The following is a 23068-nucleotide window of genomic DNA, read 5'->3' as shown; positions in this document are numbered from 1 at the left end:
GGGCCAGACCAAAGCGGCATAGCCGCTGCAGGGCCGAGCGAATAGCGAGCTGCGCAACGTAGCGCCCGCCGCAGGCGGGAGGCCCCTAAAAAAAAGAAAAACCCTCCTTATCTATAGACAAGGAGGGTGGAGCTTGTTCAAAAACTACATAATTAGGAGGGGATCATAGTTTTCAAAGCACTCTTGATAAAAGAAACAACTATGCATCTTTAACTTGAGCGGCTTCTTCATCGGTTAGTAATCTAGACTTAATGACAAAGCGGACGCCCAAGGGAATTTCGAGAGAGAAGCTAGCGCCTCTGCCAGGAACGACATCCAGGGTAAGGTGGCTATTCTTCCAGTATTTGTATTGAAAAGCTGACATATAAAAAGGGCAGTCTTCAATTTCGGCGAGCAGAACATCCGAATCGTCAATCATGAGTTCTCCAGCCTCGAAACACATAGGGGCTGATCCATCGCAGCAGCCGCCGCTTTGGTGAAACATCAGATCGCCGTGTTTGGCTTTCAATTTTCGGATTAACTGCCGCGCTTTTTCTGTTGCATCGACTAGTTCTGCCATAAAATTGAGGAGTTTAGAAGAATCCGAGGGCGTTCTTATCGTAAGAGATGAGCATATTTTTGGTTTGGCGATAGTGAGCGAGCATCATCTTGTGGGTCTCGCGTCCGATTCCCGACTTCTTATAGCCACCGAAAGGAGCGTGAGCGGGATAAGCGTGATAGTTATTCACCCAAACGCGTCCGGCTTCAATTTTTCTAGAGATTTGGTAAGCTTGGTGCATATCGCGTGTCCAAACACCGGCGCCCAAACCATAGGGGGTATCGTTAGCGATTTCTAGGGCTTCGGCTTCATCCTTAAAGGTGGTAATACAAACAACGGGGCCAAAAATTTCTTCTTGGAACACTCTCATTTTGTTGTGTCCTTTTAGGATAGTGGGCTGAATATAGTAGCCACCAGAGAGGCTATCTACTGCGGCGGCGGCACCACCTGCCAACACTTCGCAACCTTCTTCTTTACCAATTTTGATATAGTTGAGGATTTTCTCGTATTGATCGTTAGAAGCTTGTGCGCCCATCATTGTAGTAGGATCTAGGGGGTGGCCCATCTTAATGGCGTTGACGCGTTCGATTAGGCGTTCGATAAACTTATCGGCGATACTTTCTTGGACCAAAATGCGGGAGGGGCAAGTACAAACTTCTCCTTGATTTAGGGCAAACATAGCGGCCCCTTCTAGGCATTTATCGAAGAAGGCATCATCTTCTGCCATCACATTAGCGAAGAAAACGTTGGGCGACTTACCGCCCAATTCCAAAGTAACGGGAATCAAGTTTTTAGAAGCATACTGCATAATGAGCTGGCCGGTAGTTGTTTCTCCGGTAAAGGCCACCTTGCGTACATCGGGGTGAGAAGCTAGGGGTTTACCTGCTTCTACGCCAAAACCGTTGACTACATTTAGTACGCCTTTGGGCAAAATATCCTGAATAAGCTCCATTAGAATGAGGATACCTACAGGAGTTTGCTCTGCGGGTTTAAGGACTACGCAGTTACCAGCGGCTAGAGCGGGAGCGATTTTCCAAGCAGCCATAAGGAGTGGGAAGTTCCAGGGAATAATCTGGGCCACTACACCAAGGGGTTCTTGGACATTGATACAAACTGTATTAGCATCGAGTTCGCTCATGCTACCTTCTTCAGCGCGGATAACGCCAGCAAAATAGCGGAAATGGTCGATAGCTAGGGGCATATCGGCTGCGCGAGTTTCGCGAATGGCCTTACCATTGTCCCAAGTTTCGGTACGAGCGAGTAGTTCAAGATTTTCCTCCATACGGTCGGCAATCTTGAGTAGAATATTGCTACGGAAAGCGGCTGCGCTATTGTTCCATTCTGGAGCGGCGGCCCAGGCGGCGGCTACGGCCTTATCAATATCTTCTTTGGTAGAGCGGGGGATAAGCGTAAAGCTTTTACCGTCTACGGGAGATACATTTTCGAAGTATTCGCCATTGGTGGGTTTTACCCATTCTCCGCCGATAAAGTTTTCGTATTGAGGTTTGAAGTCGGGAGCTTTTAGGACTTCATCCATTACATTTGTTTCTTGCATGTTGTTGTTGGTTGTTCAATTTAGCAAAAGCGGGAGCTTTTATTAAACTGATTATTAGCAAATAGTTTTACTGTTGACTAGCCAAAGGTAATTTATAAATTTGGGGTCTTTTTGTAGCTTTCTATCAAAGACTTGAACAATCCTATCAATTTTAATTCGCTATACCCACAAAAAAACTGTAAATTAAGGAGATGGCTGCATTTTTATTTGGCTACAGCATTTGCTTGTTCTCTACTGTTCAGCTAATTCAAAATTCCTCTCCACATCAAAATCAACTCCTATGCTATTACCAGATAACTATCGGGCTGGGCGTCCACTCCATACTTTAGTCGAGCAGCAAAACAGTTTTGCGGCGGCCCAAGCGGAGCTTCATATTTTTGAGACGCATCAGATGGCAGAGGCGGTAGAATTGCAGTTTCGGCAGCCGGTATTGGCGGCTATGTTGATGGGGAAGAAGCGGATGCATTTGCGAGATAAGGCGCCCTTTTGCTTTTTGCCTGGGGAGTCGGTGCTTTTGCCGCCCAATGAATTGATGCGCATTGATTTTCCGGAGGCCAATATGCATCAGCCCACCAAATGTTTGGCTTTGGCTTTGGATGAGGATATGGTACAGCAGGAACTAGATTGGCTGAATAGGGAGCGTCCTCGGGAGGATGGATTGCTTTGGTCTTTTCAGTCGGGGAATTTTCATTTTACGCATTCCTTGGCGGTGCAGCAGATTTTGCAGCGGCTCATCTTTTTATTTACGGAGGGGCATCCTTCTAAGGATTTATTTGTGGGAATGGCCTTAAAAGAGTTGTTGTTGCGGGTATTGCAGCAAGAAAATGAGGTAAAAATAGGGGAGGAAGACAGTCGGTTGGCGCAGTTGGTCCAGTATATCCGCCAGCATTTGAGAGAAGAGCTTAGCGTTGGGGAATTGAGCAAAAAAGCCTGTATGAGTGAGGCTCATTTTTATCGCTCCTTTAAGGCAGAATTGGGGCAATCGCCCAATGATTTTATTCAGGAAGAGCGTTTAAAATTGGCGGCTAGTCTTTTGTTGCAGACCGAAGAAAAGATTGGGGATATTGCCCTATATTGTGGTTTTAATAGCCTGTCTTATTTTAATCGCTTATTTAAGCGGCGCTATCAAAAAACGCCCTCTCGTTTTCGGAAAGAAAAACAGGGCCGTTAATGCTGCAGGAGCAGGCTGCTCATTTGGCCTAGCGATGTGAAAGGGGGGCCGCAGGCCAGACCAAAGCCGCCGCAGGCGGCTGCAGGGCCGAGCGAGTAGCGAGCCCTGCAACGTAGCGCCCGCCGAAGGCGGGAGGCCCCAAAATAGCAGTTAAATTAAAATAAAACTGACAGATTGTCAGTTGGTTATGCCAAGGGAAATAAAATAAAAAAAGCCTAAAGTCCCTATAATGAGGGCCTTGAGCTATAATTGCGGCCATTAATTGCGCAACTTCTTTATTTAAGTTGTATTTTTGTATGAGTTTTGCTCAGAGCAGACGGCAGAAAGGGATAACCCCTTTCTAATTTACAGATTATAAACTTTATACCTTAGCATGTTTGGTTTCTTAAAAAAGATATTTGGGAACAAGCAAGAGCGCGATATTGAAGAGTTGCGCCCTGTGGTAGCCCAAATTAACGAGGAGTACGCCAAGCTCAAGAGCTTGAGCCATGACGAGCTCCGTCATAAAACAATTGAATTTAGAGCGGCCATTAAAGATTATTTGGCAGATATTGATGTAGAGATTGAAAAGCTGCAAGAGCAGGCGGTCTCTACCGAAGATATCTTCAAAAAAGAAGACCTTTATAAGGAAGTGGACCAATTGAAAAAGGACCGCGATCAACGCCTAGAGGAAATTCTAGAAAATCTTTTGCCTCAGGCTTTTGCTGTAGTTAAAGAAACGGCTCGCCGCTTTACAGAAGAAGAAACCCTAGAGGTGACTGCTACTGATTTTGATCATGAGGTGGTGGGGAATTGGATCAATGATGAGATCCGTCCGCTAGAGCTAAATGGAGATAAGGCGATTTGGAAAAACCGCTGGATGGCTGCTGGAAATGAGGTGGTCTGGAATATGATCCACTACGATGTGCAGCTTATTGGTGGTGCCGTTTTGCACTCAGGTAAAATTGCCGAGATGGCGACGGGGGAAGGTAAAACCCTAGTGGCTACTTTGCCCGCTTACCTGAATGGTTTGGCCGGAGAAGGGGTGCATATTATTACAGTAAACGATTATCTAGCTAAACGGGATGCCGAATGGATGGCCCCCTTGTTGAGCTTCCTTTTCCTTACTGTAGATTGTATTGATAAGCATCGCCCGCATTCTGATGGACGCAAGGCGGCTTACCGTTGTGATGTAACTTATGGAACCAATAACGAATTTGGTTTTGATTATCTAAGAGATAATATGGTCCATAAGGTAGATGAAAAAGTACAGGGCAAGTTCCACTATACTATGATTGATGAGGTGGACTCGGTCTTGATTGATGATGCCCGTACACCACTTATTATTTCTGGCCCAACGCCTAAAGATGATCGCGCAGAGCTATTTTTGGGCCTCAAGCCTGCAGTAGAGCATATTATGAATGCCCAAAAGAAATTGGTCGTTCAACTCATTCGCTCGGCTAAACAAAAAATTGCCGCTGGCGATACTGGACCCGAAGAGGGTGGGGGAGGACTCGATCTTTTCCGCGCCTATCGTGGTCTACCCAAAAACCGCGCACTCATTAAGTTTTTGAGTGAACCCGGTATGCAGCAAATTCTACAGAAAACAGAGGCGCATTATATGGCCGAACAAAGTAAGCATATGCACAAAGCCGATGCTGAACTGTTTTTTGTGATCGAAGAGAAAAACCGCAGTGTAGAACTGACCGACCGCGGAACGGATTTATTGGGTAAGGGCGGCTCTGATAAGCACCTATTTGTTATGGAGGATATCAATGATAAACTCTTGCAAGTAGATAATAATAGTAGCCTTAACCCCGAAGAAAAACAGCTCAAAAAAGATGAGTTGATTCAGGCTTTTGCCGCCAAAAGTGAGCGCCTGCACGCTATGCGCCAATTGCTCAAGGCTTATGCACTCTTCCATAAAGAAGATGAATATATCGTTGTAGAGGGCAAGGTGAAAATTGTCGATGAGCAAACGGGCCGTGTTATGGATGGTCGCCGCTACTCAGACGGCCTACACCAAGCACTAGAAGCTAAGGAAAATGTAGAGATCGAAAATTCTACCCAAACTTATGCTACCGTAACGCTACAGAACTTCTTCCGAATGTACCACAAACTAGCAGGGATGACCGGTACAGCGGAAACGGAATCGCAGGAGCTTTGGGATATTTATAAATTGGATGTGGTGATTATTCCCACCAACCGCCCAATCGCCCGTGATGACCGTAACGATTTGGTCTATAAGACAGAACGCGAAAAGTATAATGCGATCATTGAAGAGGTGATAAAGATGCGTGAAGCTGGCCGACCTATCCTTGTCGGTACAACTTCGGTCCAAAGCTCAGAGGTCTTGAGCCGTATGCTTAGCCTCCGCAAAATTCCGCATAACGTACTTAATGCTAAACAGCACGCCCGCGAGGCCGATGTAGTAGCAGAAGCCGGTAAGAGTGGACAGGTAACCATTGCCACCAACATGGCCGGTCGAGGTACCGATATTAAGTTAACTGATGAGGTGAAACAATTGGGGGGGTTGGCCATTATTGGTACAGAACGCCACGATTCTCGCCGGGTAGATCGACAGCTCCGTGGTCGTGCCGGCCGTCAAGGAGATGTAGGTTCTTCTCAGTTTTATGTTTCTCTAGAAGATAAACTGATGCGCCTTTTCCGCTCTGATCGTATCGCTAAAATGATGGACCGCCTAGGCCATAAAGAAGGCGATGTTTTGCAACATCCCATGATTAGCAAGTCGATCGAAAGAGCACAGAAGAAGGTGGAAGAGAATAACTTCGGTATTCGTAAACGCCTACTCGAATATGATGATGTAATGAATATGCAGCGGGAAGAAATTTACCGCCGCCGTAATAATGCCCTAGAAGGCGATCGCCTAGCGATTGACCTCAACGATATGTTCCTCGATTTGCTCTACGAATTGATCGCTCAATATCAAAATGAACGCAATTATGAGGGCTTCGAACAGGCCATGATCCAAAACTTTGGGATCGATCCACAAATTACGGCTGAAGAGCTCTACACGACAGACCCCAATGATTTGACGGACCAACTGTCGGCCCCGCTTTTTGCCGCCTATAACCGCAAGTTCGAGCATATCGCTCAGGCTATTTTGCCGCTTATCCAACGGATCTATGAGGACGAAAGCAATAACTTTACAAAAATTGCTATCCCCTTTACTAACGGTATCCAGGCCCTGGAGATCAATGCCGATATGGAACAGGCCGTGAAAACTAATGGCAAGAGCCTGATTAACCAAATCGAACGCTCAATCACTTTGGCCCTTATCGATTCTAATTGGAAGGAGCACCTCCGCGATATGGATGAGCTCAAGGATCAGGTCCAAAATGCTTCTTTTGCCCAAAAAGACCCCTTGGTGGTCTACAAAATTGAGTCGCGCAAGCTTTTTGCCCAACTCCGTAGCCGAATCAATCAAGAGGTTTGCTCTTTCTTGTTCCGTGGCCTAATTCCTATCCAACAGGAAAGCCAAATCCAAGAAGCACAGGAGGTAGAAGAAGAGGAGTACTTCGAGGAGGTACACAGCAATATCGAAGAGCAAAAAGCCGAACAGGAGGCCCAAAGACAGGCCGCTCAACAAGAGCAAACGCCTATCGAAAAGGTAGCCCCTCGCCGTGTAGAAAATAAGGTCGGTCGCAACGATCTTTGCCCCTGCGGTAGCGGCAAAAAATACAAGCATTGCCACGGCAAAAACTAATTTGATTTAGTTTGTACCCATAAATCGCTCACTTATAAGTATCTTTCTTGTAAGTGGGCTTTTTTTTGGGGCCCGCGGCCGCCCATGGGCGGCCGCCGCTATGCTGCGGGGCTCGCAGGTCTGCTCGGCCCTTCAGGCTTCACTTTGTTTCGCCTTCGGTCTGGCCTGCGGCCACCCCTCCGCAGCGCTGGGCCGGCTCGACAAAAAGGCCCTGCGGGCCAAAAAGGGCTTCGCCCCCGCCTAAACCAAATGGACCATATTTCCCTCACCCAATTCACTAAAAAATGAAAAAAGAAGTAGATATGGCTCAGCAGAGCCTAAAGGATTTAGCCAGCTATTTGGAGCAAGCGCCGCTTTTGGCCCCTGAGGTATCGGAAAGAGGGGTAGATTGGCATATTGAGCACTCGCTTAAGGCAGCTATTGCTATGTTGCAAGCTATTGTCGATAGCGATCCCACTCAGTTTAAACCTAAGTTTAGTCCCTCCAAATCACTGATTTTGGCCACGGGCAAAATCCCCAGAGGAAAAGCCAAGGCCCCAAAGATGATTAACAACCGAGAAGCCATAGACCTGAGTCAGTTGCCTAGCTTATTGGAAAAAAGCGAGGCTCTGCTGCAATTGGTCCAAAAACAAGCAGAAAAAGCTTATTTCGACCATCCGTTTTTTGGCCACCTTAAGAGGAACCAAGGCATTAAGTTTGTAGCCATTCATACGAATCATCATCTCAAAATTATAGCAGATATTGTGGCCGCCCAATAAAACCAAAAGGGCCGAAGCCCCAAGCCTTTAGCTGGCTCCTCGGTGGAGCGGCTGAGGGATGGACAGCAGTGGCGCAAAGCGCCAGACCAAGCAAAATGAGCGAAGCGAATTTTGTGAAGGGCCGAGCGAATAGCGAGCTGCGAAACAGCCCGACCCAAGCGAAGCGCAGGGGCAGCCCCCAAAAAATATAAAACAGAACTATGAAACTAATCGTAACCGTCATTCATGTCCCACTATCTGGTGGATTTTGGGGCCTCAAAGATGATCAGGGCCAAGAATACTTGCCCACAAATTTGGAAGAAAAGTATGCAAAAGCGGGTTTGCGCCTAGAAATTATGGCCAAGGAGGCAGAAGATTATTTTTCTGTGCAAATGTGGGGAACCCCCATCGAGATCCTCGAGTTGAAAGTACTTTAGCCCCATTTTTTACTGTAAAATACTAACTATGAGTTGGATAGGATTGATTTTTATTTGGACCTTTGCCTCTTTGTCGCTTTGGTTGCTCTTTAAGGAGGAGGCCCATATTCGCAAATATTTTGGCCCTAGCTTTATCGCCTCTTTTCTGATTTTCTTGGCTTATCATCTGGTTTTGCCAAGCACCTTTGGCTACATTCGGCTAGCGGTTTATCTCTTTATTTTGTTTGGGGGAGCCTTTGTGCTCAATATTTTCTCCAACAATAAAATCGCCTTTCTCTCTCTTTTAGGGGCCAGTGTTTTTGGCCTTTATCAGCTAGATGTGCAGGGCCTCAATTTGTTTTTTGGCCAAAAGGCCACTGCCGAAAACCTCGATCCACAATCAGAGCTATTGATTGAATTGGAGGAGGGGCAAACGCCCAAATTGCTAGATAAATTGGCGGCCAAATATGGCTTTAGCTATGAGCCCGCATTTAAATTGCAAAATCCAGAGCAAACGGATTTAGATGATTTTTATGCCTTGAACATTCCAGAATCAGCTTTGGACCAATTGAGCGAGATTGAAGAGGAGCTCAAAGGGTTGCAAGGGGTAGAAAGTTTGGAGGAAAATGAGATTTTGCAACTTTGGGAGCCTCAAAGCGCTGCCGCAATTAGTCGCTCGCCCAAACAACCTTTGCTCAATGATCCTGGCATTGCCAAAATGTGGGCCTATGAAGCTTTGAATTATAATGGGCTGCACCGCTTGTTGCAGGAAGAAGGGATCCGCCCCAAGAAAAAGGCGCGCATCTTCATTTTGGATACAGGCGTAGATGCCAAGCATGAAGATATTAAGGACCAATATCGCTCTGTGAGTAGCGAATATGATAAGGATGTTCAGGGCCATGGAACGCATTGCGCAGGAATTGCCGCCGCTGTTTCTAATAATGGTAAGGGTGTGGCTTCGGCTTTTCCCTCTTCAGATTTTGTGGAGCTAAGTAGCATTCAGGTTTTTCCTCGCTCAGGAGGAACCACCCAGCGCCGAATCATTAACGCCATGCTCTTGGCTGCCGACAAAGGGGCCGATGTGGTGTCTATGTCTTTAGGTGGCCCCTCTAGCGATGAGCGCCAAAAGGCCTATGAAGAGGCGGTCCGTTATGTGAATAAAAAAGGCGGTATTGTGGTTGTTGCTGCGGGAAACAATGGTTTTGATGCCCGTCGGATTGTACCCGCTTCTGTAAATGGGGTAATTACGGTTTCTGCTTTGGACCCTCAATTGCGCAAAGCGAGCTTTTCTAATGAGGTGCAGCACCTTAATTATGGTTTGGCGGCTCCTGGAGTAGATATTTACTCGACTATGCCTAACTCTAAGTACGATAATATGAGTGGAACCTCTATGGCTACGCCTTATGTGGCGGGAACCTTGGGGCTTTTGCGAGCGCTTCATCCGCAACTGACCACCAAAGAAGCTTATGAGCTATTGGTAAAAACAGGAAAACAAACAGCCGATGGCCAAAAAACAGGCCCATTGATTCAGCCTATGCAGGCCGTAAAGGCCTTGAAATAAGCCCAAAGGGTACAAAAAAAGCCCCGCCGAAAGGCGGGGCTTTTTTGTGTCATCACTTTATCCCGAGCAACTAGAGCGAAAAACTTTCGCCACAGCCACAGGTTCTAGCAGCATTGGGGTTTTCAAAATAAAACCCCTTGCCATTGAGCCCGCCCGAAAAGTGCAGGGTCGTATCAAAAAGATAAAGAAAGCTCTTGAGGTCTGTAACCACCTTTACGCCCTTATCTTCAAAGACCTGATCTTCGGTTTGCGACTCATTGTCAAAATCCATTTTGTAGCTAAGGCCAGAGCATCCTCCGCTCGTCACAGAGACTCGGATAAAAAACTCATCGCCAAGTTGTTCTTGCTCCTTAATTTCTTGGATTTTTTCCTTGGCACTATCGGCTACATAAATCATAGTACAATTGTTTTTGGGCCAAAATTAGGCCTTGGCATTTTTCTCTTGATAATCCTTAATGGCTGCCTTAATGGCATCTTCAGCCAAAACAGAGCAGTGAATTTTTACGGGAGGAAGCTCGAGCTCTTCCACGATAGCCATATTATCAATAGAAGCGGCTTCATCTACAGACTTTCCCTTGAGCCATTCGGTGGCCAAAGAAGAAGAGGCAATAGCAGAGCCACAACCAAAGGTTTTAAACTTGGCTTCTTGGATAATGCCATCTTCGCTTACCTCAATTTGGAGACGCATCACGTCGCCACATTCAGGAGCGCCGACAAGGCCAGTACCTACCGTATTTTTATTCTTGTCCAAGGTGCCTACATTACGAGGGTTCTTGAAGTGATCGAGCAATTTTTCAGAATAAGCCATAATATATGCAGTTTAAGCAGTTTTCAAACAAATTTTAGTGTTCAGACCATTCTACAGAGTCCAAATCAATTCCTTCTTGATACATTTCCCAGATAGGAGACAAAGAACGCATGTGGTTCACTCCGTCGCGGATGCGCTCAATCGCATAATCTACATCTTCTTCTGTAGTAAAGCGACCCAAGCTGATGCGCAAAGAAGAATGCGCCAAATCATCTCCCAATCCCAAAGCTTTGAGTACATAAGAGGGCTCCAAAGAGGCCGAAGTACAAGCAGAACCAGAAGAAAGGGCAATATTTTCATTGAAGGTCATCATGAGTCCTTCCCCTTCCACATGCTTAAAAGAAATATTCGTCAATTGAGGCAAGCGGCTTTCTTTGGCGCCATTCAAGACCACCTCTTCCATTTGCAACAATTCATGGTCAATTTTATCGCGCAAAGCTTGCAAGCGAACCGTTTCCGCTTCCATTTCTTCGCCGGCCAATTCGCAGGCCTTACCCAAACCAACAATAGCAGGCACGTTTAGGGTTCCAGAACGCATCCCTCTTTCATGTCCACCGCCATCAATCTGAGCAGTCAATTTAACTCTAGGGTTTTTGCGGCTCACATAAAGTGCACCTACGCCTTTGGGGCCATAAATTTTGTGTCCGCTAAAGGCCAAAATATGAATGCCCATATCTTTTACATCTACAGGTACTTTCCCCACGGCCTGAGTGGCATCGCTAAAGAAAAGCGTTTTGTTTTCTGCACAGATTTTGGCAATTTCCTTTACGGGCTGAATGGTCCCAATTTCATTATTGGCAAACATAAGGGCCACCAAAATGGTTGTATCCTTAATGGCTGCACGCAATTCCTCCAAGTCAATCAAGCCCTGACGGTTCACATCCAAATAAGTTACTTCCATGCCTTGGCGCTCCAAAGCTTTACAAGTATCCAAAACCGCTTTATGCTCTGTTTTGGCCGTAATAATATGGTTTCCTTTGCGGCGGTACATATTGGCTACCCCTTTGATGGCTAGATTAACGCCCTCGGTGGCACCAGAAGTGAAAATAATTTCACGGGGGTCGGCCCCCAATAATTTAGCAATGCGCTCGCGTGCTTGGTCCACTGCATCCTCAGCTACCCAGCCAAAGGAGTGGTTGCGGCTGGCCGCATTCCCAAATTTATCCTGAAAATAGGGCAACATTTCTTCCAAAACTCTAGGGTCTACAGGAGTGGTGGCGCTATTGTCCAGATACACAAGTCTTTTATCGCTCATAGCAGTTATTTTTTGTCCTTTCTATTTAGATTCAATCTAATCACAAAGATAACAGACTTCTATGATTAATTGTTTGTCTTTGCCCCCTTTTTTCTCTGCTAGTGACAGCTATTTTTTATTTTGAGCCTCCTAAGGGCTTAGAAGTCCTTTTTTTATGATTTTTTTAAGGGGCCTCCGCTAGGCTGCGCCTTGCGGCGCTCCCTTTCAGGGCTCGCAGGTCTGCTCGGCCCGTCGCCGCCCAAGGCGGCTCGGTCTGCCGCTGCGCGGCACCCCTACAGGCAGCTAGGCCTGCGGCGGCTTCGCCGCCTGTCCGCCGCAGAATTTCAAAGCAATCTCATAAAAATGCCGTAACTTTGGCCCCCTAAATAAGAAATGAAAATATGCCAAAACATCCTAGAGATCGCTTTATTAGCGTGTATGGACGCAAGCCTGTTTTAGAGCTGCTCGAGCAAAATCCCCTGCCCAAAATTCATAGCATCCGCCTCGATAAAAAGGCCAAAGGACCCACTATTGCCGCTATTCTCAAAAAGCTGAAGCAATTGGGCCTAGAGGCAGAACGTGTGAAGAGCGAAGAGGTGCACCGCATTTCTAAAAACCCTAAGCAGGATCAAGGAATTGTGGTGGATGTAGAAAATAGTGCTATGGATGATTTTAGCGATTTTTTTCAAGGCCCACTGCCTAGTAAAATGGCTTTTTTGGCCCTAGATGGGGTAACCACTCCGGGCAATTTGGGCCTGATTATTCGCTCGGCTACGGCTTTTGGTCTAGCTTTGCTCTTGCCCCGAAAAGGCAGCGCCAAGCTTAGCCCACTTGTGGTAAAAGCTTCTGCTGGGGTGCTGTTCAAAAGCCAAATTGTGGGCTGCGAACGTCTAGGCCCCGCCCTAAAAATGGCCAAGGCAGCCGGCTTTAAGGTCTATGCCTTAGCGGGAGGTGGCAGCAGTAATTTTTACCAAACCCAATTTGCCGATCGGGCCATATTTATTATGGGCAATGAAACCGAGGGCGTAGGGGCGCATCTGGCCCAATATATAGATGAATACTGCCATATTCCGATGTGGAATGCCGTAGAGTCTTTAAATGTGGCTTGCGCAGCCACCACCGTCGCTGCCGAATATGCCCGTCGTCAACTCTAAAAAGTTTAAACTTATCGCTTATGCGTTTATCCTATTATGGCTGTTGCTTTTTACTGATGCTATTGCTTGGCGCCTGTGGCAGTAGCAAAAAGTATAAACTACTAGAAAGTAATCGGCAGGTATTGCAGTTGCAGCTAGATAGCAGCCGTAGCCAATTGGCCCAATTGCTTAGAGAAGAAAAAAGCAAGCAACAGCAGCAAAAAGAGCAGTTGGCGCAGGCTGTGGCGGCCCAAGAACAGGCCGAAAAAGCAAGGCAAAATAGTCTGCAGCAACTAGCCGAAACACAAAAGGCCAAAACAGCCTGCGAGCAGCAATTGGCCCAAAGCGAAAAAGCCCTACAAATGTTTCAGGCCCAATTGGGAAAAGAAGTGCGCAAAAAAACGGAATTGGTCCAAGCAGAAGAACGCATACTCAAGCAAATGAAAGCCTATAAGGGCCTAGAATTTGAGCGAATTGCGGCTAGCCAAGCCCTTAAAATTGCTTGTCCCGACAGCCTACTTTTTAAGGGTAAAAACTCGGTGCATAGCTCAGCGCTTCCCTTTTTAACGGATTTGGCTTCTCTTTTGAGCGAAGAGGAAAACTGGGCGCTAGAGCTTAGAGCCACCGCAGATAAGGGAACAAAAGCCAAGGCTCGCTTGGCCCAAGCCAATACTCGAGCCAATTCTGTAGCGATAAAACTGCGTCTACTTGATTTGCCTTTGGAGCGACTTTATGTGGGGGCTTGGGCTCAAGAAGATGATATTCCGCTCTATTTGTACATTTACCCCAAAGGAAAACCTTAGGCGGGAGTGGCCAACTTTGGCCGCAGGCCAAAACGGCCTAGCGATGTGCAGCAGTGGCCCGAAGGGCCAGACCAAGGCAGCGAAGCTGCCGCAGGGCCGAGCGACCCGACCAGCGGGAGCCGACGCAGCGAAGCAAGTAATAGCGAGCTGCGAAACGTAGCGCCGCAAGGCAAAGCCGAAGCGGAGGCCCCAAAACAGGATTTACTTCATTAAAAAATAAATAATTTATGTTGCGAAGAAACTACTTAGTTGCTGTTGCCCTACTATTTTTGATGGTGGGCGGCCTCAGCTCTTGCGTGTCTAGCCGCCGCTACAAAGAGGAGGTAAGCGCCAAAGAAGCGGCCGAGAAAAATGCCTCGGAAGCAGAGCGCAAGCGCCAAGAAATTCAGGAAGAATTGAGCAGCGTTCAGGGAGAGTTGAGTAAGCTCAAGGCCTCGCATAAGGAATTGACCTCTGATTATGAGCTTTTGCAAGAGCGCTACAATCAACAACAACGATTGAATAAAGATTTGCAGGCTTCTTATGATAAGCTCTTGGCCCTGAATGAAAAACTGAAAGAAGAAGCGGCCTCTAAGAAAAGAGAACTATCTGAAGAATTGAGTATCAAGCGCCGAGAATTGGAGCGCCGAGAAAGAGAGCTCAAGGCGGAGCAAGAGCGTTTGGAGCAATTGCGCAAAGAGCTACAAGGAAAAGATGCCAATATTACCGATTTGGAGAAATACAAAAAGGAATTGGAGGCAGATTTGGCGGCTCGCGAACGCCGAGTAAAAGAGCTAGAAGCCGCTATTGCCGAAAGAGATGCCAAGGCCAATGCTTTAAGAGCCAAATTGTTAGAAGCCCTAAAAGGCTTTAAGGATGCGGGCGATTTGGATGTAGAAATCCGAGATGGAAAAGTATATGTGTCTTTGAGTCAAAAATTACTGTTCTCTTCAGGAAGTGCAAGAGTAGACCGCCGTGGTGTTTCGGCCCTAGAAACACTTTCGGGCGTACTCAATCGCAACAAAGATTTGTCTATCTTGATTGAGGGCCATACCGACTCTGACGGAGATGCCAAAATGAACTGGGACCTTTCTACCGATCGGGCTTTGGCGGTGAGCCAGGTCTTGATTAAAAACCAGGTAGATCCGGCCAGAATTACCGCTGCTGGCCGTGGAGAACATGCGCCCAAGGCTTCTAATGATACCACAGAAGGGAAGGCCAAAAACCGCCGGACCGAAATCATTTTGGAGCCACAGCTCAATGAAATTATGGGCATTTTGTCGCAAGACTAAACGTAAGGACCATACAATAAGCAAAGCCTAGTTTACCGAAGTAAGCTAGGCTTTTTTATGAAAGTACTGTATTTCTGCTTTAATGAAGCTCGGTCTCTAAATGAGAGAGGCGGCTATAGTCTAAGATATTATCTAGGATATCCTGCTCAGGCTCCAAGAAACAATCTGCTAACTGAGCTTGGCCGTTTTTCAATTGCTGCAGTTCTGTTTGTAGGGCAACATCTGTTTTTAGGGCTTTTTGCAAGGCCATAGATTCCAAACAATCGAGCTCATCGTAGAGGTAAAGTAGAAGATCCTGAGTAGTAAATAATTGCTTCATGGTGGTTGGAATTAAGTGTGTGGAGTATATTCAACTATTTTAAGCAAATAGAATTATATTCGGTGTATATAGTAAAAACGATAGCCTGCTAACAAATGTTGCAGGCTATAGAATATTTTTTCAAAATTTTATTTTGTAAAAAAGTATTGAATTTACCCAACCCTTTTTTATTTACTCTCGTTTTCAATTACCAATATTAGTCTACGCGATGCCAAGTTTGGGTTCTGTAGAACATGCCCCACCAACCTCTTACTTTGAGGGTGTTGGCATTATCTAGCCAAATCGTGCAAGAATAGAGTTTTCCTTTTTTAGGGTCAAGGATTTGGCCGCCAGCATAGCGCTTGCTTTCTTTTTCCATGCCATCAATAATAGTCATACCGACCACCTTCTTGTTTTTGCGGTCGCCCGGACAAACCTCGCAGATGGGGTCTTTATCTTCATCGGCTGTGCGGTTGAGCAGTTTGGTGATTTTACCGTAGTATTTGCCGTTCTCTTTATAGATTTTTACATAAGAGCGGGCTTTGCCTGTTTCATCATCAATGGTTTTCCAGGTCCCTACACAGGTTTTACCATCTACAGAAACTTGGGCCGATAGGGCCAGAGAAAAAACGAGGAAGAGGCTCATAATGCCCCAACGAATGGATGCTGTCCAGTTCATAGTTGTTAACATTTAATAGTGATTATAAAGTAGAATTTAATGACCTATCACTTCTCCTATTATAAGGAACAGAAGTCGGTCTAGTTGTTATGCGCTGTTTTAGCTGTCCTAAGTTAATGGATTATTTGAAATATTTGTTTACTACCTATTTCTTTATAGGGCCATAACAAGCAAATTCGACTAGCTTTTTGTATATTACGCCCAAATTTTATCAAATTTTCATTACAGAAAAATATGCGTTTTACCCTATCCTCTGCAGAGCTCAAAGAACAGCTCCAGCTCGTTAATGGAGCTTTAGGCTCTAACCCAGTGCTACCTATTCTGGAAGACTTCCTCTTCCAACTTGAAGATGGCCGCTTGCGTATAACCGCTACCGACCTAGAAACCTTCGTGCAGGCAGAACTCGAAGTTAATGCCGAAGAGGAAGGGGCTGTGGCCGTTCCTGCAAAAATTTTGCTCGATACACTCAAACAGTTGCCCACGCAACCTCTTAGCTTTCAAGTAGATCCCAATAATTTTGCCATAACGATTACTTCGGCTTTTGGACAGTACCAATTGGCCGGCGAAGATGGCGACGATTATCCCAAGTTGCCGCAAGCCGATAGCGCCGAGGAAATCGAAATGCCCGCATTACTCCTCTTAGAAGGAATCAATAAAACGCTTTTTGCCGCTAGTAATGATGAGCTCCGCCCCGCTATGACTGGGGTTTTGCTCGAAATTAACCCCCAGGGCGTTACTTTCGTCTCTACCGATGCTCATAAGTTGGTGAAATATAGCTTTACCGAAATTGAACCCACTACCGATACTAGCCTGATCCTCCCCAAAAAGGCCCTGAACTTGCTTAAAAATGGCCTTTCTGACCATAACGGCAATGTCCGCATCGCCTTTAGCCGTAGCAATGCCTTTTTCTATTATGCCAACCAGATTATTATCTGCCGCCTAATCGATGCCCGCTATCCCGATTATAATTCGGTGATTCCCCAAAATAATTCGAAAACTATGCGGGTGGTGCGCCAAGATTTTCTCAATTCACTCAAACGGATCGCCAATTATGCCAATAAGGTGACCAACCAAGTGAAGCTGACCATCTCTGAGGAACATCTCAAAATTGAAGCAGAAGATATCGATTTCTCCAATAAGGCTTCTGAAAAAATGCCCTGCTACTATGAAGGCGAAACCCTAAGCATCGGCTTTAATGCCAAGTTTTTGGTCGAAATGCTCAATGTGATCGGTGGCGATAATGTTTTGCTACATCTCGAGTCGCCCAACCGGGCTGGCCTCCTCCGTCAAGAAGAAGAAAATCCCGGCGAAGATCTACTCATGCTCGTGATGCCCGTGATTTTGAATTACTAGGCCATAAATAGGCTAAAATATACAGCAGTAAGCTCTCCGAGTTTACTGCTTTTCTTTTTTGGGGCTGCCCCGCCTTGCAGGCGGGTCGGGCTGTTTCGCAGCTCGCAGGTCTGCTCGGCCCTGCGGGCTTTTTCGCTTCGCTTCAAAAGCCCTGGGTCTGGCGCTGCGCGCCACTGCTGTCCATCCCTCAGCCAAGGCGCTGCGCGCCTTCTGGACCAACACCCTAGCGCTTTTCTAATATTTCTAAACGCTCTACCGCTAGGTTTTGCCCCCATTGCAAATGCAAACTGTAAACACCTGCCGCTATTTCTGACCCTAACTGAATCTTAGCCCCTTTTCCCGCCCCTACTTTTTGTCCCCGCAGGTTGTATAAGGTCCAGCTATCAATGGCTTGAGCAGCCCGCCAAGTTCTGGGCCCTTCCACAATCAACTCAATCTGGACCAAAAAGGGCAGCTTGGCCGCAGGCCAAGCCGCCCGCTCCATTTTGGCCAAACCCGCAGCTTCACCCGCCAATTGCAAGCCCTTGGGCTGGGGCAAAATGCTCAATAAACGGCCCTCCTCCCAAGGCAAAACCAATTGCTCCATTTGTTCGCCCTCATAATGGACCAAATAAGGCGAATAGGGCTTGCCTTGGGCCAAATAAGTACTGTCGGCCAGCTGTAGGGAATCCTGAAAATAGCCGCCCAGAAATAAGCCTTTTTCTCCCCAATAGGCCGCTTGGATATAAATATTGCTTGGGCTGTTGCTCTGCCCCTTGGCCCAAATTTGCCCAGCCGTATCTAGCTCGGCCCAAAAGTAATCATAGTATTTATAGGCCGTTTTGAAGAGGGGAGGAGCCGATTTTGGCCCCAATAATCCCGTAAAATGCCCCAAGACCATAAAGCGATCTGCTTTTTGAGGGTGGGCCAAGAGCAAAGCCGGCCGATCGGAAAAAACGCCCTGCCAAGGCCAAACCTTCTTGCTTTGGCCCAAACTATCGAGCTGCAAAAGCAGAAAATCAGAGTGTACGGGATTATTAAAGAGCAGCTGCTGCTCTATCATTAGGCTGTCTCTATATTCTATGGCCCAAATGAGCTGCTTGCCTAAGGGCAAAATGGCGCGGCCCCAGCTTTCTCGACTTTTTGGGCCAGCTCCCCAAGCTAAAAGTTTTCCCGTTTTTGTACTGACTTTGGCCCAAAAGGCCTGACTCATTCCCGCCCCATACAAATTTTGGCCCTGCCAAAGCAAACTATCATTAAAACTGCCCGACAAATAGAGTTGCTCTTGGCCCAAAGCCAACTGATAAAGACTATTGCTGCCCTTGGGCGACCAACTTTGCTCCCAAAGCCAATTTCCAGCAGCATCTAGACCAAAAATAAGCAGGCTTTGCTTGGCCGATTGGGCCAGTAAACTATCCGTTCTCCATAAGCTATCTTGAAATTGCAAGGCCCCAAAAACTTGGCCCTCTGTCCCCGCAACTAGTCCCCGCCAAGCCAAATTTTTGCCCTCAAAAGACCAGCTTTTGCCGCTAGAGGATTGCAAGCTTAAAGAAACTTGGCCCGCCTTGGCTTGAGTTTGAGCTTGCCAAACTTGCTCCTTGCCCAAAACTTGAGCGTCTATTTGGCTCTTTTGGGCCCAAATCACCATAGGAAACAGCAAAAAAACATAATTTAGATAAGATCTAAATAGCTTGAAGGGAAAGAAGAAGATAAACGTCAAATAGCGCATAATGGTTAATCTATTGGGGCAAATAACCCTATTTAGGGGTTTTGCTGTACTTAACAAGGATTTAAAGATGAGGGGATGAACTGGCCCAACGCCTAAAAAATTGTACTTTTGTGGGCCAATTTGGGCGGCGCAGCCGCCTGGGCCGAAGGCCCATCGGCTGAGGGATGGACAGCAGTGGCCCGCAGGGCCAGACCCAGCCGCCAAAGGCGGCGCAGGGCCGAGCAGACTTGCGAGCTGCGATACAGCCCGACCCGCCTAAAAGGCGGGGCAGCCCCAAAACAAAATCATAGTAGAGATAAAAACGATAGGATATGAAAAAGATGCAAATTTTGGCTTTGATTGTCATTGCCGCCGCTATTGGAGTATTGATTACGCAGGCTAGCGATTACCAAAGTTATGGTGATTTTTCGGTAGCCATGAAAGAAATAGACCGCAACCATCAGATTGTGGGGCAGTTGGTGGTCGATGATGCCCGCCCGATTGTGTATAATCCAGAAAAAGATGCCAATGCCTTTTCTTTTTATATGGAAGATGAGCAGGGGACGATCAAAAAGGTGGTGGCGCAGATGGCCAAGCCGCAAGATTTTGAGCGTTCGGAGCAAATTGTATTGACGGGGCGGATGCAGGGCAGTCAATTTATTGCGCATGATATGCAGCTAAAATGTCCGTCTAAGTATCAGGACCAGGCGCTGCAGAGCCAAAAAGCAAGGCAGGTAGTAAGTAAATAAGGAGGCTTGAAGAGCTTTCTATTTTAGTAAGTTGATTTAGGGAAGATGAATTACGAAGGAGAACATTTGTGGCCAGGAATCATTGGGCACGGCCTGATTGTTTTGGCATTTGTGAGTAGCCTGTTGGCCCTTTGGGCCTATGCTGGGGCCACTAATAGCCGATCAGATTTGGCCACAAGTAGAGATTGGAAACGGATTGGCCGCTGGGGCTTTGGCATTCATGGCCTGAGTATTTTTGGCGTGATTGGGCTGTTGTTTTACATTATGATTGCTCGTTATTATGAGTATGAATACGTTTGGGGGCATACCTCCGACAGCCTGCCCTTTCAGTATATTTTTTCGGCCTTTTGGGAGGGCCAAGAGGGCAGCTTTTTGCTCTGGATGTTTTGGCATGTGGTTTTGGGCTTTGTCCTGATGAGCCGAAAAGACAAATGGGAGGCCCCCGTATTGGCCGTTTTTGGGCTGGTGCAGGCCTTTTTGACCTCTATGATTTTGGGCTTTTATTTTGGCGAGGGAGACGATCGCATCGGCTCGAACCCCTTTGTGCTGCTGCGCAATGTGCATGAGGCCCCCATTTTTAATATGCCCAATTATTTGCAATCGATTGAGGGCACGGGCCTGAATCCGCTTTTGCAAAACTATTGGATGACTATTCATCCGCCCACCCTCTTTTTGGGCTTTGCCTCGACCTTAGTGCCTTTTGCCTTTGCGATTGCGGGGCTTTGGACCAAAGAGCATAAGGCTTGGATTAAGCCGGCCCTAACTTGGTCGCTTTTTTCTGGTGCTATTCTCGGTACGGGTATTCTGATGGGGGGCGCTTGGGCCTATGAGGCCTTGAGCTTTGGGGGCTATTGGGCCTGGGACCCCGTAGAAAATGCATCTTTGGTTCCTTGGATTATTATGTTGGCGGGCACGCATACGGCCTTGGTGGCCCGCAATAGCCCGCATTCGATACGCTCGACTTATCTGTTTTTTATTCTGAGCTTTATCTTGATTGTCTACTCGACTTTCTTGACGCGCTCGGGGGTTTTGGGCGAAACTTCGGTGCATGCTTTTACCGAAATGGGCCTAGAGTGGCAACTCATTCTCTTTATGGGGGCCGTGAGTATTTGGCCTTTGGTCCTTTATGTTAAGGCCAAAAAAGAGATTCCTAGCGTAGAAAAGGAAGAGAGCAGCTACTCCAGAGAGTTTTGGATGTTTGTAGGGGCTTTGGTCTTGCTGTTTTCTTCTATTTTGATTACGGCCACCACCTCTATTCCCGTTTGGAATAAATTGGCCGATGCCTTTTCTGCTCTTGTAGGTGGCGGCGATATTACCAATATTGCCCCGCCCGAAGATGAGGTGGCCCATCATAATCGCTACCAATTGTGGATTGGCGTATTGATTGGCTTTTTGTCGGGAATTTCGGTGCTTTTGCGCTATCGTAGCCGAGAGATTTCGGCTAGTTTTGGCCGCTTTTTGGGCTTGCATTTGGGCCTTGCCCTTGTTTTGTCGGTTGTGATTACCGTTCCCCTGATGCTTTGGTCTTCTATTGTGGCTTGGCAATATTGGTTGCTGGTGGGCAGTGGAATTTTTACCGTGATTACGAATTTAGACTATATCGTTTCGGTCCTCCGGGGCAATATTAAGGTGGCGGGAGCGCCCGTGGCCCATATTGGTTTTGGTTTGTTGATGGTGGGTGTCGTCTTTTCTGGCGCACTCAAACGGCCCATTTCAGAGGGATTTACCTCTATTGAGGTCAATGATATCAATCCGCAATCGAATAAGAATGTTTTGGTGGTCAAGGGGCAGCCGGTCCCTATTGCCGATGGTTATACGGTAGAATACAGCCGCGATTGGGCCGAGGGAAACCAGCAGTTTTTTGAGCTGAAGTTTACCAAAAAGGACCCTCAAGGCAACATCCTTGAGGAGTTTAGTACCTCGCCCAATGTGATTCGGGATTCTTTGCCCAAGGGCAAGTTTAAGTTCCGTGCGGCCAATCCCAACACCCGGCATTATTTCGAGAAAGATATCTTTACCTTGGCCATTCCGCATTGGGCTTTTGAAGACCCAGAGGCCAGTAAAGAAGAGGAAGAAGCCGCCAAATGGGAGTCGCATATTATTGAGCAGGGCGATACCTTTTTTACGGCCAGTCATTATGTCGTTTTTGACCAAATTGGGACCGAATTGCCCCAAAATGAGGCCTATAAGTTTCAGGAGGGCGATATTCCCATTACGGCCATTCTCAAGGTCTACGAGCTCAATTCGGATAGCTTTTATTTGGCCAAACCCTTTTTGTACATCCGAGATAATCGGCCTCTCAACATTCCTTTTGAGCTAAAGGAATTGGGCCTCGATTTCCGTTTTGCGCAGGTATTGCCCGAAAGCAAAGATCGGATGAAAATGCAGTTTGATGTCCGTAGCCATAGTCCCGAAAAAGCCTATGTGGTGGTCCAAGCTCTGGTCTTCCCAGGCATCAATTGGGTCTGGATTGGCTCCATCATGATGATGATCGGCCTGCTGATGGGCATGTTTCAACGGATGGGAAAAATAAAATCCAAAAAGCTAGAGATTTAATCTTTAATTGATAGAGCGCAAAAGGAGTAGTAATTTTTTACTGCTCCTTTTTTGTTTTTGGGGCCTCCGCAGAATATATGGTAGCGGCGGTTACTCCCTTCGGTCGTCGAACTGCGAACTAAAGTCCTTGTTGTCAGTTCGCAGCTCGCTGATGTTTTGGGGCCTCCGCCTCGCTATGCTCGTCGGCGCTACGGTTCGCAGCTCGCTATTCGCTCGGCCCTTCAGCCCTTTGGGCTTCGGTCTGGCCTGCGGCCACTGCTGCCCATCGCTAGGCCGTTTGGCCTTCGGCCATACGGCGGCTTTGCCGCCAGACCTAACTGGTTTAGTTGCAGACACAACTAGTTTAGTTCTGGACCTAACTGGTTTAGTTGCAGACACAACTAGTTTAGCTCTGGACCTAACTGGTTTAGTTGCAGACACAACTAGTTTAGTTCTAGACCTAACTGGTTTACCTCCAGACACAACTAGTTTAGCTCTGGACCTAACTGGCTTACCTCCAGACACAACTAGTTTAGCTCTGGACTTAACTGGTTTACTTGCAGACCTAACTAGTTTAGTTCTGGACCCAACTGGTTTAGTTCTAGACCTAACTGGTTTACCTCCAGACACAACTGGTTTAGCTCTAGACCTAACTTTTGCCTTCTTTCATTTTGTTGCGTTTTTTCTATTTTTAACAAAATGCTAACAAATGGACCTAAAAAAAGGCGCAAAACTTAGGTTTTGCGCCTTTTTCAGTGGCTTGGGCTAAATCTCTAGCTATTTGGGCCGTTATTTTTTGCGTTATGCAGGCGCGAAGCGCCGCAGGCCCAGCGC

General features: G+C 46.9%; 19 protein-coding genes. 11 read left to right on the top strand and 8 right to left on the bottom strand.

The features are described from left to right. Window positions 1–199 precede the first annotated feature (199 nt). On the bottom strand, window positions 200–559 hold the full coding sequence (locus tag OP864_RS07420) for a DUF779 domain-containing protein (protein WP_270100584.1): 360 nt from the start codon (window positions 557–559) through the stop codon (window positions 200–202). A 13-nt stretch (window positions 560–572) separates the two neighbouring features. After that, window positions 573–2093 (bottom strand): aldehyde dehydrogenase family protein, encoded by a 1521-nt coding sequence (locus tag OP864_RS07415; protein ID WP_270100583.1) that lies wholly within the window; start codon window positions 2091–2093, stop codon window positions 573–575. A gap of 280 nt (window positions 2094–2373) precedes the next feature. Here OP864_RS07415 and OP864_RS07410 point away from each other — a divergent pair, with 280 nt between their 5' ends. From OP864_RS07410 to OP864_RS07390, 5 genes are all read left to right on the top strand, one after another. Next, window positions 2374–3264, top strand: coding sequence for an AraC family transcriptional regulator (locus OP864_RS07410; RefSeq protein ID WP_270100582.1), 891 nt, complete (start codon window positions 2374–2376; stop codon window positions 3262–3264). 373 nt (window positions 3265–3637) lie between these two features. Beyond that, complete coding sequence (gene secA, locus OP864_RS07405; RefSeq protein WP_270100581.1) at window positions 3638–6970, top strand: preprotein translocase subunit SecA; 3333 nt, start codon at window positions 3638–3640, stop codon at window positions 6968–6970. Window positions 6971–7254: 284 nt separating this feature from the next. Further along, a complete protein-coding gene (locus OP864_RS07400; RefSeq protein ID WP_270100580.1) occupies window positions 7255–7728 on the top strand; it encodes a DUF1569 domain-containing protein in 474 nt (157 codons plus the stop codon). A 200-nt stretch (window positions 7729–7928) separates the two neighbouring features. After that, window positions 7929–8144: a hypothetical protein gene (locus OP864_RS07395; RefSeq protein ID WP_270100579.1), complete on the top strand. Its 216-nt coding sequence runs from the start codon at window positions 7929–7931 to the stop codon at window positions 8142–8144. A gap of 28 nt (window positions 8145–8172) precedes the next feature. Further along, entirely contained in the window at window positions 8173–9684 is a 1512-nt protein-coding gene (locus OP864_RS07390) for a S8 family serine peptidase (protein ID WP_270100578.1), read from the top strand. Window positions 9685–9754: 70 nt separating this feature from the next. Here the strand turns inward: OP864_RS07390 and OP864_RS07385 are convergent, their stop codons facing one another. Genes OP864_RS07385 through OP864_RS07375 form a run of 3 tightly spaced genes read right to left on the bottom strand, consistent with a single transcriptional unit; the run spans window position 9755 to window position 11747 of the window. Further along, window positions 9755–10081, bottom strand: coding sequence for a HesB/IscA family protein (locus OP864_RS07385; RefSeq protein WP_270100577.1), 327 nt, complete (start codon window positions 10079–10081; stop codon window positions 9755–9757). A 24-nt stretch (window positions 10082–10105) separates the two neighbouring features. Further along, window positions 10106–10492, bottom strand: coding sequence for a Fe-S cluster assembly scaffold IscU (gene iscU / locus OP864_RS07380; RefSeq protein ID WP_015692242.1), 387 nt, complete (start codon window positions 10490–10492; stop codon window positions 10106–10108). Window positions 10493–10526: 34 nt separating this feature from the next. Continuing rightward, the gene (locus tag OP864_RS07375) at window positions 10527–11747 is read right to left on the bottom strand and encodes an IscS subfamily cysteine desulfurase (protein WP_270100576.1); all 1221 of its coding nucleotides are present in this window, start codon (window positions 11745–11747) and stop codon (window positions 10527–10529) included. 380 nt (window positions 11748–12127) lie between these two features. Between OP864_RS07375 and OP864_RS07370 the strand changes: the two genes are divergently transcribed. The 3 genes from OP864_RS07370 to OP864_RS07360 all read left to right on the top strand — a co-directional run bounded on the left by OP864_RS07370 (window position 12128) and on the right by OP864_RS07360 (window position 14933). Then, entirely contained in the window at window positions 12128–12880 is a 753-nt protein-coding gene (locus OP864_RS07370) for a TrmH family RNA methyltransferase (protein ID WP_270100575.1), read from the top strand. Window positions 12881–12900: 20 nt separating this feature from the next. Next, window positions 12901–13662, top strand: a complete 762-nt coding sequence (locus tag OP864_RS07365) for a coiled-coil domain-containing protein (RefSeq protein ID WP_270100574.1) — start codon at window positions 12901–12903, stop codon at window positions 13660–13662. 227 nt (window positions 13663–13889) lie between these two features. Beyond that, window positions 13890–14933 carry an OmpA family protein gene (locus OP864_RS07360; protein ID WP_270100573.1) on the top strand — a complete coding sequence of 348 codons (1044 nt, stop codon included), beginning with the start codon at window positions 13890–13892 and terminating at the stop codon, window positions 14931–14933. Between the two features lie 79 nt (window positions 14934–15012). Here OP864_RS07360 and OP864_RS07355 read toward each other — a convergent pair whose 3' ends face one another. After that, window positions 15013–15252 carry a hypothetical protein gene (locus OP864_RS07355; protein ID WP_015692236.1) on the bottom strand — a complete coding sequence of 80 codons (240 nt, stop codon included), beginning with the start codon at window positions 15250–15252 and terminating at the stop codon, window positions 15013–15015. A 196-nt stretch (window positions 15253–15448) separates the two neighbouring features. Next, a complete protein-coding gene (locus OP864_RS07350; protein WP_270100571.1) occupies window positions 15449–15910 on the bottom strand; it encodes a DUF2147 domain-containing protein in 462 nt (153 codons plus the stop codon). A 234-nt stretch (window positions 15911–16144) separates the two neighbouring features. Between OP864_RS07350 and dnaN the strand changes: the two genes are divergently transcribed. Next, window positions 16145–17263 carry a DNA polymerase III subunit beta gene (gene dnaN / locus OP864_RS07345; protein ID WP_270100570.1) on the top strand — a complete coding sequence of 373 codons (1119 nt, stop codon included), beginning with the start codon at window positions 16145–16147 and terminating at the stop codon, window positions 17261–17263. A gap of 223 nt (window positions 17264–17486) precedes the next feature. On the opposite strand, the gene OP864_RS07340 is transcribed toward dnaN, so the two are convergent. Continuing rightward, complete coding sequence (locus OP864_RS07340; protein WP_270100569.1) at window positions 17487–18971, bottom strand: hypothetical protein; 1485 nt, start codon at window positions 18969–18971, stop codon at window positions 17487–17489. A gap of 311 nt (window positions 18972–19282) precedes the next feature. Here OP864_RS07340 and OP864_RS07335 point away from each other — a divergent pair, with 311 nt between their 5' ends. Continuing rightward, window positions 19283–19699: a cytochrome c maturation protein CcmE domain-containing protein gene (locus OP864_RS07335; RefSeq protein WP_015692229.1), complete on the top strand. Its 417-nt coding sequence runs from the start codon at window positions 19283–19285 to the stop codon at window positions 19697–19699. Between the two features lie 45 nt (window positions 19700–19744). Beyond that, on the top strand, window positions 19745–22255 hold the full coding sequence (gene ccsA / locus OP864_RS07330) for a cytochrome c biogenesis protein CcsA (RefSeq protein WP_270100568.1): 2511 nt from the start codon (window positions 19745–19747) through the stop codon (window positions 22253–22255). Window positions 22256–23068: the final 813 nt, after the last annotated feature.

It is taken from the genome of Saprospira grandis (assembly GCF_027594745.1).
GTDB lineage: Bacteria > Bacteroidota > Bacteroidia > Chitinophagales > Saprospiraceae > Saprospira > Saprospira grandis.
The sequence above is the reverse complement of the archived record's forward strand: the minus strand, read 5'-3'. Positions and strand labels throughout refer to the sequence as shown.